At 74.7% G+C, this 15,091-nt stretch carries 12 protein-coding genes and 1 pseudogene; 2 read left to right on the top strand and 11 right to left on the bottom strand.

Features of this window, described 5'->3' with window-relative positions; translation table 11 throughout:
- Positions 1-2: 2 nt before the first annotated feature.
- The 4 genes from EV374_RS19290 to EV374_RS19275 form a co-directional block, all read right to left on the bottom strand.
- Positions 3-740: a CT398-like coiled coil hairpin domain-containing protein gene (locus EV374_RS19290; RefSeq protein WP_132237278.1), complete on the bottom strand. Its 738-nt coding sequence runs from the start codon at positions 738-740 to the stop codon at positions 3-5.
- Positions 737-1,567, bottom strand: a complete 831-nt coding sequence (locus EV374_RS19285) for a Nif3-like dinuclear metal center hexameric protein (protein ID WP_207914374.1) — start codon at positions 1,565-1,567, stop codon at positions 737-739. The genes EV374_RS19290 and EV374_RS19285 overlap by 4 nt, the downstream gene beginning before the upstream one ends.
- 163 nt (positions 1,568-1,730) lie before the next feature.
- Entirely contained in the window at positions 1,731-2,303 is a 573-nt protein-coding gene (locus EV374_RS19280; protein ID WP_132237274.1) for a flavoprotein, read from the bottom strand.
- A 16-nt stretch (positions 2,304-2,319) separates the two neighbouring features.
- Positions 2,320-3,549: a helix-turn-helix domain-containing protein gene (locus EV374_RS19275; RefSeq protein ID WP_132237272.1), complete on the bottom strand. Its 1,230-nt coding sequence runs from the start codon at positions 3,547-3,549 to the stop codon at positions 2,320-2,322.
- A 249-nt stretch (positions 3,550-3,798) separates the two neighbouring features.
- On the opposite strand from EV374_RS19275, the gene EV374_RS19270 reads away from it, so the two are divergent.
- Entirely contained in the window at positions 3,799-4,470 is a 672-nt protein-coding gene (locus EV374_RS19270) for a bifunctional DNA primase/polymerase (protein ID WP_132237270.1), read from the top strand.
- Between the two features lie 242 nt (positions 4,471-4,712).
- Here EV374_RS19270 and EV374_RS19265 read toward each other — a convergent pair whose 3' ends face one another.
- The 5 genes from EV374_RS19265 to EV374_RS19245 all read right to left on the bottom strand — a co-directional run bounded on the left by EV374_RS19265 (position 4,713) and on the right by EV374_RS19245 (position 10,997).
- Positions 4,713-5,435 carry an FAD:protein FMN transferase gene (locus tag EV374_RS19265; protein ID WP_132237394.1) on the bottom strand — a complete coding sequence of 241 codons (723 nt, stop codon included), beginning with the start codon at positions 5,433-5,435 and terminating at the stop codon, positions 4,713-4,715.
- A gap of 79 nt (positions 5,436-5,514) precedes the next feature.
- Positions 5,515-6,105: an FMN-binding protein gene (locus tag EV374_RS19260; protein WP_132237268.1), complete on the bottom strand. Its 591-nt coding sequence runs from the start codon at positions 6,103-6,105 to the stop codon at positions 5,515-5,517.
- A gap of 10 nt (positions 6,106-6,115) precedes the next feature.
- Positions 6,116-7,537, bottom strand: a complete 1,422-nt coding sequence (locus EV374_RS19255; protein ID WP_132237266.1) for a ferredoxin reductase family protein — start codon at positions 7,535-7,537, stop codon at positions 6,116-6,118.
- Complete coding sequence (locus EV374_RS19250) at positions 7,534-8,901, bottom strand: DUF1501 domain-containing protein (protein WP_486485844.1); 1,368 nt, start codon at positions 8,899-8,901, stop codon at positions 7,534-7,536. The genes EV374_RS19255 and EV374_RS19250 overlap by 4 nt, the downstream gene beginning before the upstream one ends.
- A 20-nt stretch (positions 8,902-8,921) precedes the next feature.
- Positions 8,922-10,997, bottom strand: a complete 2,076-nt coding sequence (locus EV374_RS19245; protein ID WP_132237262.1) for a DUF1800 domain-containing protein — start codon at positions 10,995-10,997, stop codon at positions 8,922-8,924.
- 475 nt (positions 10,998-11,472) lie between these two features.
- Here EV374_RS19245 and EV374_RS19240 point away from each other — a divergent pair, with 475 nt between their 5' ends.
- Positions 11,473-11,730: a DUF3040 domain-containing protein gene (locus EV374_RS19240; RefSeq protein WP_121400370.1), complete on the top strand. Its 258-nt coding sequence runs from the start codon at positions 11,473-11,475 to the stop codon at positions 11,728-11,730.
- A gap of 31 nt (positions 11,731-11,761) precedes the next feature.
- Here the strand turns inward: EV374_RS19240 and EV374_RS33530 are convergent, their stop codons facing one another.
- Both EV374_RS33530 and EV374_RS19225 read right to left on the bottom strand, forming a co-directional pair.
- Positions 11,762-12,913, bottom strand: a complete 1,152-nt coding sequence (locus EV374_RS33530; RefSeq protein WP_486485843.1) for an SWIM zinc finger family protein — start codon at positions 12,911-12,913, stop codon at positions 11,762-11,764.
- Positions 12,910-15,069: pseudogene (locus EV374_RS19225) on the bottom strand (DEAD/DEAH box helicase); the annotation flags it as partial. The gene EV374_RS33530 and the pseudogene EV374_RS19225, both read right to left, overlap by 4 nt.
- Positions 15,070-15,091: the final 22 nt, after the last annotated feature.

Below are 15,091 nucleotides of genomic sequence, written 5' to 3'. Positions count from 1 at the left end.
GGCTACAGGCCGGACTCGTTGGTACGGACCATGATCCGTCGGCAGTCCTCGCAGCGGACGACCTCGTCCGGGTCGGTCCTGCGGATCCGGGCCACGTCGGCGCCGGAGAGCGTCAGACGGCAGCCGCCGCACCGGCCGGCGGTCAGCAGCGCCGCGCCCAGCCCGGTGTCCTCGCGGATCTTGTCGTAGAGCTGCACCAGGTCGGCCGGGAGGTCGCCCGCCAGCGGCTGGCGGGCGCCGCGCTTGAACTCCTCCTCCTTGGCGATCTCGGCCAGGCTCTGGTCGCGGCGCCGCTCGGCGTCGTCGCGCTTCTCCCGCACCTCCGCGAGCCGCTGCTCGACGCCGTCCAGCACGCCCTGGGCCGTCTCCCGCTGCTCCATCAGCTCCAGCTCGGCGTCCTCCAGGTCGCCTTGGCGGCGGTTGAGCGAGACCAGCTCGTGCTGGAGGGCCTCCAGCTCCCTGGCCGGGCCGGTGCCGGCGGCGAGCCGGGCCTCGTTCTTGGCCTTGCGGGCCCGCACCTGGTCGACGTCCTTCTCCATGCGGGCGATGTCCCGGTCCAGGTCGTCGACCGCGACCTGGGCGCGGACCCGCTCGTCCTCCAGCGCGGACAGCTCCCGGGCCAGCGCGTCCAGCTCGGCCCGCTCCGGCAGTGAACGGCGCCGGTGGGCGAGCTGGGCGAGGGTGGTGTCGATCGCCTGGAGGTCGAGCAGGCGGCGCTGGACCTGGGGGTCAGCCTTCACGGTCGGGGCTCCTTGTCGTCCACCGCGGGTGGGGCGGCGTGTACGGTCCACGGGTCGGTGGCCAGGTCGGACACCAGCGTCTCGACACCCGTCGCCTCCCGCAGGAGGACGGCCAGGTCGTCCAGCCACGGTCGTTCCGTCGCCCAGTGGGCGGCGTCGAGCAGGGCCGGGCCGTCGGCGGCCAGGTGCTCGCCGGCCGGGTGGTGGCGCAGGTCGGCGGTGAGGAACGCGTCCACCCCGGCCGCGGTCGCGTCGGCGAGGAAGCCGTCCCCCGCGCCGCCGCTGACCGCGAGGGTACGAACCATACGCCCGGGATCCCCGGCGGCGCGAACTCCCCAGGCGGTGGCGGGCAGCACGGCGGCGGCGTGCCGGGTCAGCTCCGCCAGCGTCATCGGCTCCGGCAGCTCGCCGATCCGACCGATCCCCCGGCCGTCGCCGTGCGCGGGCGAGCCGGGTGCGGGCCGGTGCAGCGGGCGCAGCCCGGTCAGCCCGAACCGGGCGGCGAGGGCGTCGGAGACCCCCGGGGCGGCCACGTCGGCGTTGGTGTGCGCGACGTACAGCGCCACGTCGGACTTGATCAGCCGGTGCACGATCCGGCCCTTGAAGGTCGTGGGGGCCACCGAGGAGACGCCGCGCAGCAGCAGCGGATGGTGGGCGACGATCATGTCGACGCCGGCGTCGAGCGCCTCGGCGACCGTCTCCGGCACCACGTCGACGACGCAGAGGACCCGGCGTACCGGGGCGCACGGCTCACCGAGCACGAGCCCGACGCGGTCCCAGTCCTCGGCCCAGGCCGGCGGATAGCGCCGCTCCAGCTCGGCGACCACGTCGGCGACGGTCGGCGGGACTGCGTTGGTGCTCACGGCGGGCCAGCTTACCGGCGCGGACCCCGGCCGGGGCCCTCGCCCACCGACGCGACGGCGTGTCCCGGGTGTGAGGAAGGGCCCCTGGCAATCGCGTACGCGATTGCCAGGGGCCCTTCCTCACACGTCATGCGACGGGGCAGAGCCGGTCGCGTACGGCGGCCAGGCCCAGGTCCCACGGGAAGGCGTGCACGTGCCGCTCGCCGGTGCCCGGCGGGTGCAACGGGAAGACGTCATCGCCGAAGAGCACCGTGACCCCCCACTCCGCGAGCCGGGCGATGCCCGCCCGGAAGGCCGGGTGGGCCGCCATCGCCGCGTTCGTGTACGGCACCGCCACCACCGGCACGCCCAGGCCCTGCGCCTCCACCAGCAGCCCGAGGGCCAGTGTGTCGGTGATCCCGGCCGCCCACTTGTTGACGGTGTTGACCGTCGCCGGGCAGACGATCATCGCGTCGGCCTGCGGCAGCACGTCGAGATCGCCCGGATTCTTGTAGTGGGTGCGGACCGGATGGCCGGTCTGCCGGGCCAGCGCGGCCCGGTCGACGAACTTGGCGCCGTCCGGCGTGGTGACCACGCAGACGTCCCAACCGTCCTGGTGGGCCAGCTCGACGAGCCGGCCGACGTGGCGGGCCAGCGGCGAACCGCAGGCGATGACGTAGAGCACCTCACGGCGCTCGCTGCTCGGGCGCGGGCCGGTCATCAGGCCGGCTCCGCGCTCATACCCCAACTCCCATGTGCTCAGCCAACTCCGCAATCGGAGAAGGCGGCGCACCACGTGTGCGACGCAGGACGTCCGACATCACCTCGTGGGCGATCGGCCGGCAGCGGATCTCCGACGGGGCGAGGCGGTCGCCGCGCAGCAGCATCTCGCCGGCATTGGCCACGTCGCCGATCTGGGCGAAGCCCCGGGCGATGTCGAGCAGGTGGTGGGCCCGGCGCTCCGGCAGCAGGGCGCCGAAGGCCGGCTCCTGGATGCGCTGCTGGTGCACCTCGACCGCCCGGCCCCCGTCGCCGAGCTCGACCGCCGCCGCCGCCCGGTGCAGCTCCACGTTGGTCGGCCCGAACGAGGTCCAGTAGTGGTTGTGGTCACCGCCCAGCAGGACGGCGGCCTCCTGGGCCCCGTTGATCAGGTCGCCGACCGTGGCGGAGTCGCCGATCCGGGCGGCGGCCATCGCCCCCTGGAGCAGCAGCATCCCGTAGACCGAGAGCAGGGCCGGGTCGGCGGCGTTGCCGGAGCCGGGGGCGAGCCGGTTGGCGATGGTGACGTTGAGTTCGAGCGCGGGCCGGGGGCGGCCCATCGCCACCAGCGCGTTGCAGACCCGGGTGGTGGCGATGCCGGCCAGCAGCGGGTCGTCGGCGCGCTGGGCCACCGCCATCGAGCGGTCGGCGGCCAGCCAGGCCAGGTCGCACTCGCCCAGCTTGCGCAGCACCGACGAGGCGATCTGGTAGACCTGCCCGAGCAGGTGGGCCGCCTCGACCGCCTGGTCGCCGCCGTGGCCGGCGTCGGCGGCCTGGGCGTCGCGCAGCAGCTTCGGCAGCGCCCGGGTGAGCATCCCGTAGCGGCCGTACTGGTAGGTGAGCCAGGCGTGGTTGACGGCCTTGCGCATGTCGGCCAGGGGGGGTGGGCACGGCGCGGCGTCGAAGTACGCGCTCATCGAGTCGTACCGCTCCAGGGCCGCCCGGATCTCCTGCACCTCCACCTGGTCGATGCAGTTCAGCGCGTCCGTACGCCGCTCCGGGTCCTTGCCGAGCAGCAGCTGCACGTCGACCTGGAGGATGTCGGCGATCTCGTAGAGGACGGAGAACTTGTCCAGCCGGCGCACCCCGCGCTCGATCTTGTCCACCCAGCTCTTCGACTTGCCCAGCCGGTCGGCGAAGACCTGCTGCGACATCTTGCGCCGCCCCCGCCAGTAGGCCACCCGCCGCCCGATGGGCAACTCGTCCATCCACTCGTTCCTTCCCCTGTGCCTGCTCGAGCGGGCGTGCCGGCCGGTCCTGCCGGGTGCGGCGATCGATCCGTACGTCTCAGGTTTTCGCTGGTCGCACAGCGTGTGCGTCAGCCATACAGCCAGTTCTCGTAGTTTTCGTGCAAGTTGCACGAGCCGTTCGTCAGCTCAACGATCGCGGGTTACGGCAGTGACGGTGCTCGACATGCGACCTGGGCACCGGCCGGGTCCGGCGAGGGGAGATGGCACATGTGGGGGAATGTCGCGCCGCGCGTCGTTCAACTGTCCCCGTTGGAACGGGTGCGGCTGCGCCGGGTGGCCGTACGGTACGCCCTGCACGGCTGGGACGTCACCCCCGGCGCCTGCCTCGCCCGCAGCCGCTTCGTCTGCGGGCGGGCCGGCTGCCCGACGGTCGGCTGCCACCCCGCCCTGGAGAACTGGGAGCACGCGGCGAGCGCCGACCCGGCCCGGGTCGCGACCTGGTGGCGCACCCGGCCGCACGGGGTGCTGCTGCCCACCGGGCGGGCGTTCGACGTGCTGGAGGTCCCCACGCACCTCGGCCGGCACGTGCTGGACGCGGTCCGGACGCACCCGGCCGGCGTCGGCGTACGCGGGCCGGTGCTGGTGACCCCGACCGGCCGCTGGATGTTCCTGGTCCGCCCCGGCGACCCGCTCCGCCCCGAGCTTGACCACTGCTTCCACGTGGTCCGGCACGGTCCCGGCTCCTGGATCCCGGCCCCACCGACCCGGCTGCCGGAGGGCACCGTCCGGTGGGCGGTCGCGCCCGAACAGGCCCGCTGGCAACTGCCCGACTCCTACCTGGTGCAGAACGCGCTGATCGAGGCCCTGCGGGCCACCGGGGTCAGGGTCACCTCCGACCTGCTCCCCGGGCACCTGCCGCTGCCGCGTCGGGGCATGTGACGGCGGCACGGCAGCGACGCCGGAGGGCCGGCGCTCGTTGAGCACGACGACGGCGCACCCGCGCCGGGAGCGGGGGTTGCATGTCCACCGACGACACCGCGCGACAGCCGGACGGCGCGGAGCCGCCACCCCGGCACCGGCCGCGCCGCCGCTGGCCGGTCACCCGTCCCGTCGGCTCCCGCCCGGGCCGCCCCCGCCCCCTCGGCTCCCGCCCCGCCACCACCCGCCCTTTCCGCTGACCCTCAACTGGCCAGGGGCAGGGCGGTGGAGTGCAGGAGGCGGGCGTCGTCGGTGACGACCGCGTGCTGGTGCCCGGGCAGGCCCTCCAGCCAGCCGATGCCGGCCGGGCCCATCGCGACGGCCGCGGTGGCGTACGCGTCGGCCAGCCCCAGGTCCGGCCCGACCACGGTGACCGAGCGCAGCCCCCGGGCCGGCACGCCCCGGCGCGGGTCGAGCACGTGGTGGCCGCGCTCGTAGACGCCGGACGTGGCCACGGCCAGGTCGGTGCCGGTGAGCACGAGGCAGGTGGACATCGCGTCCCACGGGTGGCGGACGCCGATCCGCCACGGTCGCCCGGTCGAGGAGTGGCCGCGTACCCGCACGTCGCCGCCGGCGTTCAGGCAGTGGTTCGCCGCCCCGGCGGCGAGCAGCCGGTCCGAGGCGACCTGCACCGACCAGCCCTTGACGTAGCCGGACGGGTCGAGCCGCCCGGTGGCGTACGCGTCGAAGCAGCCGTCGGTGACCTTCCACAGGTCGGCGCAGCGCGCCAGCACCTCCCGCAGGTCGGCGCCCGCCCCGGAGAGCGGCAGCTCGCCCCGGTCGACGCGGCACACCTCGCTGTCGGCCCGGTACGTGCTGAACCGGGCGTCCACCTCGCGCAGCCAGGCGAACACGTCCCCGGCCAGCCCGGCCAGCTCGGCGGGGGGCAGGTCGTCGGCGAGGTCGAGGCTGATCGCGGTGCCCATGACCTGCTCGACCCGGCGCAGCCCCGGCCTGGTCGCCGGCGGACACCCGCCCGGCTCGCGCCGTCCCACCGCCGGCACGTCACCTCGCCCGGTCGATCGCGGCCTGCAACGACTGCTTGTACGAGGTGCTGGTGGCGGTCGCCCCGGAGACGGTGTCCACATCGGCGCTCTGCCGCTGCACCACCAGCCCGGAGCCGCCGCTGTAGCGGCCGTCGACCTGCTCGCTGCGCTGGTCGGACTGGGCGGTCTCCTCGGGCAGTTCCAGGGCCACCACGTCGACGATCCGCGTCCCGGAGAGGGTGATCTGCACCTGCACGTTGCCGTACTCGTTCTCCACCACCGGCCCCGTGACGGTGCGGGTCGTCGGCGCGGGCGGCGGCTTCGTGGTGGTGCGCGGCGCGGACGGCGCCCGGCTGGTGGCGCTGGGCCGGCTCGCCGGCGCCCGGGTGGCGGTGCGACCGGGCCGGGGGGACGCGCTGGTGCGGGCCGGCGACGCCGGGGCGGAGACCTCCCCGCCGCCCGGGGTCGGACCGGCCGGCGCGGGGGCCACCGGTGGGGGCGCCGCCGGCAGGTCCTGGGCGACGGGGCTGGTGCCCGGCGAGCCCTTCAGCACCACCATGGCGGTGGTGCCGGCCGCCAGGCCGGTGATCGCGAGCAGGGCGCGACGCATGGAAGCCTTCCTACAGCTCGAACGTGGCCAGGTGGATCTGCCGGCGGGGCACGCCGGCCTCGCGGAGCACCCGCAGCGACTGCTCGACCAGGCCGGGCGGCCCGCAGAGGTAGACGTCGCGCCGGGCGAGGTCGGGCACCAGCCGGCGCAGCCCGTCCGGGCTCATCACCTGGCGGGGGCCGGGATCGTCGCGGGAGCCGACGACGTACCAGATCGCGGTGTCGCGGGCCTCGGCGAGCCAGTCCAGCTCGCGGTGCAGCAGCACGTCGCCCGGGGTGCGGGCGCGGTAGATCAGCGCGGCGCCGGGCGGCAGCTCCTCCAGCATGGCCCGGATGGGGGTGATCCCGCTGCCGCCGGCGATCAGCAGGGCCCGCTCACGGGTGCGGTGGGCGGCGGTGAAGGTGCCCGACGGGCCCTCCGCCCAGACGCGGGTGCCCGCTTCGAGGTCGCGCAGGTCGGCGGTGTGCCTGCCGACCACCTTGACGGTGAGCCGCAGCCAGCGGCCGTTGGCGGCGGCCGAGACCGAGAACGGGTGCGCCTGCCACCAGCAGCCCCGGGCGAGGAACCGCCAGCGGAAGAACTGCCCGCCGAGCATCTCCAGCCGCTCCAGCCGGTCGCCGGTCAGGTAGATCGAGATCGTGTCCGGGCTCTCCGCGACCACGTCGGCGACCCGCAGCCGGTGCCGCAGGTTGAACGCCAGCGGCGCGACGACCCGGCCCCAGAGCAGTGCGGCGAGCACCACCACGTACATCGCGATCCAGAAGGTACGCACCGGGCCGGGCCGGAACAGCTGCGCACCGTTGCTGAACTGGTGGGCGAAGCCCAGCAGCAGCACCGCGTAGCTCGACAGGTGCAGGGCGTGCCACAGCTCGTACGGCAGCGCGGTCCGGATCGCCCGGACGCTGGTGAGGCCGACCAGCACCAGGATGCCGGCGGCGGCGAACGCGGAGACCATGTCCTCGTAGTCGCGCAGCAGCACGCCGGCCTCGGTGAGCACCGGGTTGTCCTCCAGGTCGGCGTAGCCGACCAGGATCAGCGACGCGTGCGCGAGCACGGCCACCAGCAGGGTGGCCCCGACGTCGCGGTGCCAGCGGGCGATCCGCTCGCCGCCGGCCCACCGCTCCAGGATCGGCAGCCGGCTCATCATCAGCACCTGCACGAGCAGCAGGTAGCCGGCGACCAGCCCGGTGATCCGGCCGGCGGCGGTCACGGTGGCGGCCGTCGTCCGCAGCGATCCGGGCGGGGTGTCCAGCCACCAGGGCAGCACGCTGGCGAGCAGGCCGACGACGAGCAGCGCGGCCAGCAGCCGCCGGCCGCCGGGTCCGCGTCGCGGCGGCACCAGGGGGCGTACGTCCGCAGCCGGCCGGCCGCCGCGCCGGGACGGGGTCGTCCCGGTGCGGCGGCCGGCGGCGTGGGTGCGCGGGTACGTCACGCGTACAGCTTCATCGGGCGGTACTTCTGCCGGGGGAAGATCTTGTCCACCTCCGCGTTGGTGAGCCCGAAGCGGCCCTGCGCGACGGCCCCGTAGACGTTGAACATGTTGTTGTACTCGGGCACGTCGCCGGAGTCCAGGTCGGCCAGCCCGTTCCAGTTGCCCAGCAGCGAGCCGGTGAGCTTGCGGCCGGAGAGCACGGTGACCACCCCGCCGTGGCCGTGGTCGGTGCCGCCGCCGTTGGAGGCGACCCGCCGGCCGAACTCGCTGGAGACCATGATGGTCACGTCGGCCGACTTCTCCCCCAGGTCGGTGAAGAACGCCGCCATGGCGTTGGCCAGCTCGTTGAGCCGCCGGTGCAGCTGACCGCCGTCGCGGGTGCCCTGGTTCTCGTGGGTGTCGTAGCCGCCCATCCCGACGGTGGCGACCCGGACGTTCGCCCCGCCCTTGATGAGCTGGGCGAGCTGCTGGAACGCGTAGCCGACGCCCTTGTACTCGACGCCCTCGGCCGGCTGGTACGGCTTCGCGGCGAGGCGCTGCGCGGTGGCCAGCGCGCCCAGGCCGTCCTGCACGGCCTCCTGCACCGGGTGGTTGATCCCGGTGAAGAGACCCTTGATCGCCTTCTCGGTCGCGGCCCGGTACCGGTCGTCGCCGTTGAGTCGCAGCGAACCGACGCTGTTGAGGGACAGCGCGCCGTTGTTGCCGACCAGCGACCGGGGCAGCGTGCTGCCGATGCCGACGCTGCGGAACGCGGTGCCCGTGCCGAGCGCGTCGACCAGGCTGTCCAGCCAGCCCCGGCCGCCGGTCTCGCTGGGCAGGCCGCCGAGGTTGCAGGCGTCCGCCGCCTGGAAGTGGCTGCGGGACAACCGCTCGTCGGAGACCGCCGGGACGAAGCCCAGGTTGCCGCTCTTCAGCCACTTCTCCAGCGGCTTGAACGCGCTGGTCAGCTTGAAGCCGCGGCCGACGGCCAGGGAGTCGTCGCCGAGCAGCAGGTCGGGGCGGGCCTTGGCGAGCACCGGGTCGTCCGCCGGGGCGACCAGGCTCAGCCCGTCCAGTCCGCCGTAGAGGAAGACGTGGATCAGGGTGCCGGTCTTGGTGGCGGCGAACGAGGCGGAGGTGGTGACGAACTGGGCGGTCGCGAGGGCGGTGGCGGTGGCGGCGGCGCCGGCCACGAACGTCCGCCGGGTCACGCCCCGACCGTCCTGCTGGGCCTCCTCGAGGTCCTCCAGCCGCCGGTAGCGGTCGGCCTCGGCGGCGTTCTCGGCGGCGACGATGTCGGCCTCCGCCCGCAGCAGCGCCTCGGCCGGGTCGTCGGCCAGCCGCCGCAGGTCGGGGCATTCGGGGTGCAGGGGGAACGTGTGCACAGTCTTCTCCATCGGGTGCCTCACCGGAGGTGGTGCTGGGGGGAAGCGAGGATCGCCCGCGCTACGGCGGTGACGGCCCCGTCGAACGTGGCGTCGACCTTGTCGCCGGCAGCCACGCCGGCCACGCCGAGGATCAGGGACCGTTCCCTGGCGCTCAGCTTCTGACCCACCAGCCGCAGGGCCAGCGCGTCCACGTACGCCCCGGCGGTGGCCGGAGGCCGGGCCACCAGCTTCTCCGGCGGGGTGTAGGTGAAGACGGTGCGTCGGCCGGCGAGCAGCTCGCCCGCCTCGTTCCAGCCGTGGACCATGGTGCCGGCGGAGGTCCAGGCCACGTAGACGTCCGGGTAGCCGTCGGGGGTGGGCTGGCCCATCGGGTACTGGCCCAGCTCGCGCATCCTGTCGTGGATCTGCCGCAGCCCCCGGGCGTACGGGGTGCGCTTGTTGTCGCCGTTGTCGTGCTTCGGCGACGCCTCCGGGGACACGCCCAGGGCCCGGTACGTGGCGACCAGGTACTCCATCGGCCGGCGCACCTTCTGGCCCACCGCCGCCCAGAACTCCGAGGAGCTGAACAGCGTCATCAGCACCGGCTTGATCATGCCCTTGTTCAGGCTGTACGACTTCGCCAGCCGCTCCACGAGGGACTTCGGCGGGGTGTCCGAGACGAACCGGGTGGCCAGGCTCTGCGCCACGTACTTCGCGGTGGACGGGTGCAGCGCGATGTACGTGATGTACGCGTCGATGGCCGCCTCGGCCTTCTTCGGGTCCTTCGAGGCGTTCGCGTGGGTGAAGCCGAGCACCTTCACCTTGCCGACGTAGTGCCGCTCGGGGCGGAACACGTACTTCCCGTCGTTGACGCCCCGGCCGGTCTGGAGCAGGGCCGCCTGCCGCACGTCCTTCTCGGTGTAGCCGCCGTCGACGCCGACCGAGTACAGCTCCAGGTTCTCGCGGGCCAGGTTCTCGTTGACCGCGTCGGCCCGGGAGTCGTTCTGGTTGAGGTAGAGCAGCAGCGCCGGGTGCCGGTTCGCGGCGAGCAGCATCTCGGGGTAGCTGCCGAGGGCGTGCGCCCGCACGACGTCCCGGTCGAAGGACGCGCGGTAGACCTCGCCCCCGTCGAAGTCCGCGGCGACGTGCAGGAAGTCGTTCCAGAAGTCGACCATGACCTCGAACAGCTGCCGCTGCGACCAGATCTGCCGGGCGATGGTGGCGTCCACCAGCTCCTTCTCCGGCTGCGCGCCGCGCTCGTTGAGCTGCTCGCGCTGCTCGCGAAGCTGCGCGGTGCCCAGCTTCAGCGTCGGCAGGTCGGCGAGCTTCAGCTCGGCCTTCGTCGGGGCGATCTTGTCGGGGTCGAGCTGCCAGCGCAGCCAGCCGTCGATGCCCCGCTCCCTGATGTCGGCGAGGACCTGCCCGGTGGCGCCGAAGGTGGCCCGCCGGGCCAGGTGCAGGACCGGGTCCTTGGCGAGCACCGTCTTGACGGTCACCTTGGTCTCCGCAGCGGCGGCGGCCGGCCCGGAGAAGGTCCGGCCGCCGGCCGGCGCGTTCTTCTTCAGCGCCTCGCCGGCCCGGGAGCCCATGTAGCTCTCGTTCTGCTCGGTGTAGGTGCGCACCGTGCTCGGCTGCTGGCCGCTCGGCCGGGCAGGGGTGCCGTCGGTGACCGTGGTGCCGGTGGCGTCGCCGGCCACCGCCTCGTCGCCGAGGAGGCTGCGGATCTGCGGGGTCATCGCCAGGGCGGCGCCACCGGCGACCACGGCCGCGGTGCCGCCGAGGGCCACGAGGGCCTTGCGCCGGCCGACCTTGCGGCCCGGCTCGTCGCCGTCGTCCAGGTTGGGCAGTCCCGGGCCGGCCGACGGCGCGGCGGTCTGCCGCGCGAAGCCCTCCGGGCCGACCCACTGCGGCCCGCGCGCGGCCGGGTGCCCGGCGTGCGCGTACTGGCCCTGCGTGCCTTCGGGGTGTCCGCCCTGGTGCGGGGCGCGCGCGTCGTGGCCGTACGGGGTGGGGGCGTAGGTGTCGCGGTGACCGTCGCCGGCGGCGGGGTACTGACGCCCGTCCCATCCGCGATCGTCCCGCGGTCGCCGTGGTGGCACATTCTGGTCGGCCATGTACCAATCCGTTTCTGCTGCGCCGCGACGACTGGCACCGGGCACGGGGGCAGGTGCGGCGACTGGTGCCTGAGGGGGTTGTCACCGGAAGGTAATGAAGCGTTCAGGTGCCTTCAAGCAGCACCGGAAGCCCCCAGGACGGCACTTAAGGCGCCGCTCAGCGCGGATCGCCGACACCGGAACTCGGCGCGGTCCGGCACGGACCTCGCGAGCAGGGCGTACGCGGCACGGCACGGGCCGGACCCGGCCATCGCGGCCGGCCCGGCGCGGGAGGCCCCTTTCATCGCCACAGGCAAACTTAAGGTGCGGCTAAGCCTGCGCTGAGGCGCTCCCCCGCGCACCCGGAGGGCCGGGGCGCGGCCGGACGGGCGTGGGCCGGGCGGGGCGGGGCGGCAAAGTAGCAGCAGGACGGGAGCGTGAGCCGCCGCCGCAGCGGGTATGCCGCCGAACCGCTGAACACGTGAGGGGAAGGCACATGCTCAGCAAAGAGGATCAGCGCAGGTTCGAACAGATCACCCGTCAGCTCCGGGAGAGCGATCCGGCGTTCTTCGCCCGGCTCGACAACCGGGCCCGGGCCCGTCGCGGCCGGTGGCTGATGCTGTTGACGATCGTGCTGTGGGCCTCGCTGCCGGCGATGACCGTGCTGGCCGGGCGACTGGCCGGGGCCGTCTGCGCGGTGGTCCTGGTGGCCAACGCCGCACTCATGTGGCGGTTCCGCCGCCGCTGGCTGTGAACCGGGGCCGCGTACCGTTCCGCCGGCGGTCTCACCCGCCGAGGAGCCGGTACGCCCGCCGCAGCCGCTCCAGGAGACCGGGCCCGCCGATGGCGGGGGCCGGCGCGCCGAGCTGCCGCAGCAGCAGGTCCGGGCCGGTCGACAGGCTGGGTGGCCGGTCGGGCAACGGGACCGGCGGCAGCCAGAACCGGTCGACCGCCTCGGCCAGCGGCGCCGGCGGCAGGCCGGCGAGCGCCCGGGACGCCCCGACCGGCGGGACGGCCACGGCGTCCCGCCCGGGACCCGTTACACCGCCGTCCCGCGTGGACTCCGCGGTCGGCGCCACCGCACCGTCCAGCGTGGACGGCGCGGCCGGCGCGGCACCGTTCGACATGGACGGCACCGCCGGCGGCGTGGCACCACCCAGCGTGGCCGGCACGGCACCGTCCATTGTGGACGGCACGGCCCGCGACACGCCATCGTCCGGCAGGGACGGCACGGCCCGCGGCACGGCATCGTCCGGCAGGGACGGCGTCGCCGGTGCGGTCTCCGTCACGGCCGACTGGTCGTCGGCGCCTGCGGCGGTGGCCCGCAGGACGCGCAGCCGGTCGAGCAGCTGCGTCCGGCTCCGGCCCCGCCAGTGCAGCAACTGGAACGGGTCGGCGTCGAACGCCTCCGCGAGCAGGTAGAACGTGGCCGCGAGATGCTTGCAGGGAACGGCGAAGTCGGGGCAGTTGCACCGCTGACGCAGCTCCGCCACGCCGGTGGGGAAGAGCGGGGCGCCGGCGGCCCCGAACAGCTCCTCCAGTTCCGGGGGCAGGTCGCCGGCGAGCAGCCGGGCGCTGAAGAACGCCTGGGCGGCCAGCTCCGCCTCCACGCGGGCCCAGACCGCCTCCGGAAACGGCGGCAGCGCGATGCTCACCTCGTACGGCTGCGCGCGGGAGCCCTGCACGACGGCGCCGACGGTGCCCGGGGCGACCTCCAGGCGGACCACCTGGCCGGCCCGCGCGTACGACCGGCCACGGGTCAGCCGGGTGCCGAGGGCGAACGACTCCAGCACCTCCAGGAAGCGTTGGGACCACCAGGACCGGCCGATGGCCCCCCGGGTGCTGCGGGCCCGCAGCCCGCCGTCGACCCGGCGGGGCCGGCCGTAGTCGGCGAACCGGCCGTTGGCGCCGCCGTCGCCCTGCGCCTGCCCGCTCACTCCACCACCGCCCCGGCCTCCAGGGTGAACAGCTCGCGCAGCTGCGTCGTGGACAGCTCGGTGACCCACTGCTCGCCGGTGCCGACGACCGAGGCGGCGAGGCTGCGCTTGTCGGCGATCAGCGCCGCCACCTTCTCCTCCACCGTGCCGGCGCAGACGAACTTGCGGACCTGCACCCGGCGCCGCTGGCCGATGCGGAACGCCCGGTCGGTGGCCTGGTCCTCGACGGCGGGGTTCCACCACCGGTCGACGTGCACCACGTGGTTGGCCTCGGTGAGGGTGAGCCCGGTGCCGCCGGCCTTGAGCGACAGGACGAAGATCGCCGGTCCCCCCGGGGACTGGAACCGGGTCACCATGGCGTCCCGGTCGGCCTTGCCGACGCCGCCGTGCAGGAAGAGCACCTCCCGGCCGAAGCGGGCCGACAGGTGCCCGCGCAGCATGCCGCCGAACTCGGCGTACTGGGTGAAGAGCAGGGCCCGCTCCCCCGCCGCGAGGACCTCGTCCAGGATCTCCTCCAGGCGGGCCAGCTTGCCGGAGCGGCCGGGCAGCGCCGAGCCGTCGCGCAGCAGCTGCGCGGGGTGGTTGCAGACCTGCTTGAGCCGGGTCATGGCGGCGAGCACGAGCCCACGGCGCTCGATGCCGTCGCTGGACTCGATCCGCGCCATCATGTCGTCGACGATCGCCCGGTAGAGCGAGGCCTGCTCGGCGGTGAGGTTGCAGAGCACCTCCATCTCCAGCTTCTCCGGCAGGTCGGAGATGATCGAGGAGTCGGTCTTGAGCCGGCGCAGCACGAACGGGCCGGTGATCCGGCGCAGCCGCTCGGCCGTCTCGGCGTCGCCGTGCCGCTCGATCGGCTCGGCGTACTTCTTGCGGAAGGTCGCCGCCGGCCCGAGCAGGCCGGGGTTGGCGAACTGCATGATCGACCAGAGGTCCGCCAGCCGGTTCTCCACGGGCGTGCCGGTGACGGCGATCCGGTGCCGGGCGGGCAGCGCGCGGACCGCCTCGGCCTGCCGGGTGGCGGCGTTCTTGATGGCCTGGGCCTCGTCGACCACCACCCGCCGCCAGTCGATCCCGGCCAGCTCGACCGCGTCACGGGCCGCGACCGAGTAGGTGGTGAGGACCAGGTCCGCGTCGTGCACGGCCGCGCCGAACGCCTCGCCCCGCGCCCGCTCCGCGCCGTGGTGCACGTGTACGCGCAGCCCCGGCGTGAACCGCGCCGCCTCCCGCTGCCAGTTGCCCACCAGCGACATCGGGCAGACCAGCAGGGTCGGGCCGGCGTCCGGCGGGTCCCCGGCGAGCAGGGCGAGCAGTTGCACCGTCTTGCCCAGCCCCATGTCGTCGGCGAGCACCGCGCCGAGCCCCAGCGACTGGAGGAACGCCAGCCAGGCCAGCCCTCGCCGCTGGTACGGCCGCAGCGTGCCGTGGAACCCCGGCGGCGGGTCCAGCGGGGCGAGCCGGCGCTCCACCGCCCCGGCCAGCAGGTCGCCCAGGGCGCCGTCGGCACCGACCTCCAGCACCGGCAGCGCGTCCGGCTGCTCGGCGTCGGTCAGGCCGAGCCGGAGCAGGTCGGCGACGGTCAGCTCCCCGGAGGAACGGAGCAGCCGCAGGCCGGCGGCGAGCCGCTTCGGGTCCAGTTCCACCCACTGCCCGCGCAGCCGCACCAGCGGGGTCTTCAGCGCGGCCAGCGACGCCAGTTCCTCGGCCGTGAGTGGCTGGTCGCCGAGGGACACCTCCCAGCGGTAGTCGACGAGGGCGTCCAGCCCGACGCCCCCGACGGTGGCGGCGACGGTGCCCGGGGCGGTCCGGCTGCGGGCCTGCAACCGGGCGCCGAGCCGGGACGACGGGCGCCGCCACCAGGACGGCAGCAGCACGGCGAACCCGGCGGCGTGCAGCACCGGCGCGCCCTCGCGCAGGAACCGGTGCGCCCCCTCGACGTCCAGCTCCAGGGCCTCCGGCGTGGCCGTACGCAGGGCGGTGTCCAGCTCGGGCCAGAGCCGGCTGGCGCGCCCCAGCTCGGCGAGCAGGGTCTCCTGCGGGTCGCCGCCGCGACCGGCCAGCCCGGCGACGCTCGCCGGCGCCCGCCAGACCTGCCCGGCGTCCACGTGCAGGCTCGGCTCGTCCGCCGCCTGGAGCCCGAACTCGATGCGCCACCGCCCGGCCGGCCGCGCCGTCGCCGCC

This window comes from Micromonospora sp. CNZ303, from assembly GCF_004345505.1.
Note: the sequence above shows the minus strand (reverse complement) of the source record. Positions and strands in the feature narration are given on the sequence as shown.

Coding starts and splice junctions, on each gene's coding strand:
- EV374_RS19280 (WP_132237274.1), bottom strand. CDS start 2,303: ATGACCGGCCCGCGCCCGAGCAGCGAGCGCCGTGAGGTGCTCTACGTC.
- EV374_RS19275 (WP_132237272.1), bottom strand. CDS start 3,549: ATGGACGAGTTGCCCATCGGGCGGCGGGTGGCCTACTGGCGGGGGCGG.
- EV374_RS19270 (WP_132237270.1), top strand. CDS start 3,799: ATGTGGGGGAATGTCGCGCCGCGCGTCGTTCAACTGTCCCCGTTGGAA.
- EV374_RS19265 (WP_132237394.1), bottom strand. CDS start 5,435: ATGGGCACCGCGATCAGCCTCGACCTCGCCGACGACCTGCCCCCCGCC.
- EV374_RS19260 (WP_132237268.1), bottom strand. CDS start 6,105: ATGCGTCGCGCCCTGCTCGCGATCACCGGCCTGGCGGCCGGCACCACC.
- EV374_RS19245 (WP_132237262.1), bottom strand. CDS start 10,997: ATGGCCGACCAGAATGTGCCACCACGGCGACCGCGGGACGATCGCGGA.
- EV374_RS19240 (WP_121400370.1), top strand. CDS start 11,473: ATGCTCAGCAAAGAGGATCAGCGCAGGTTCGAACAGATCACCCGTCAG.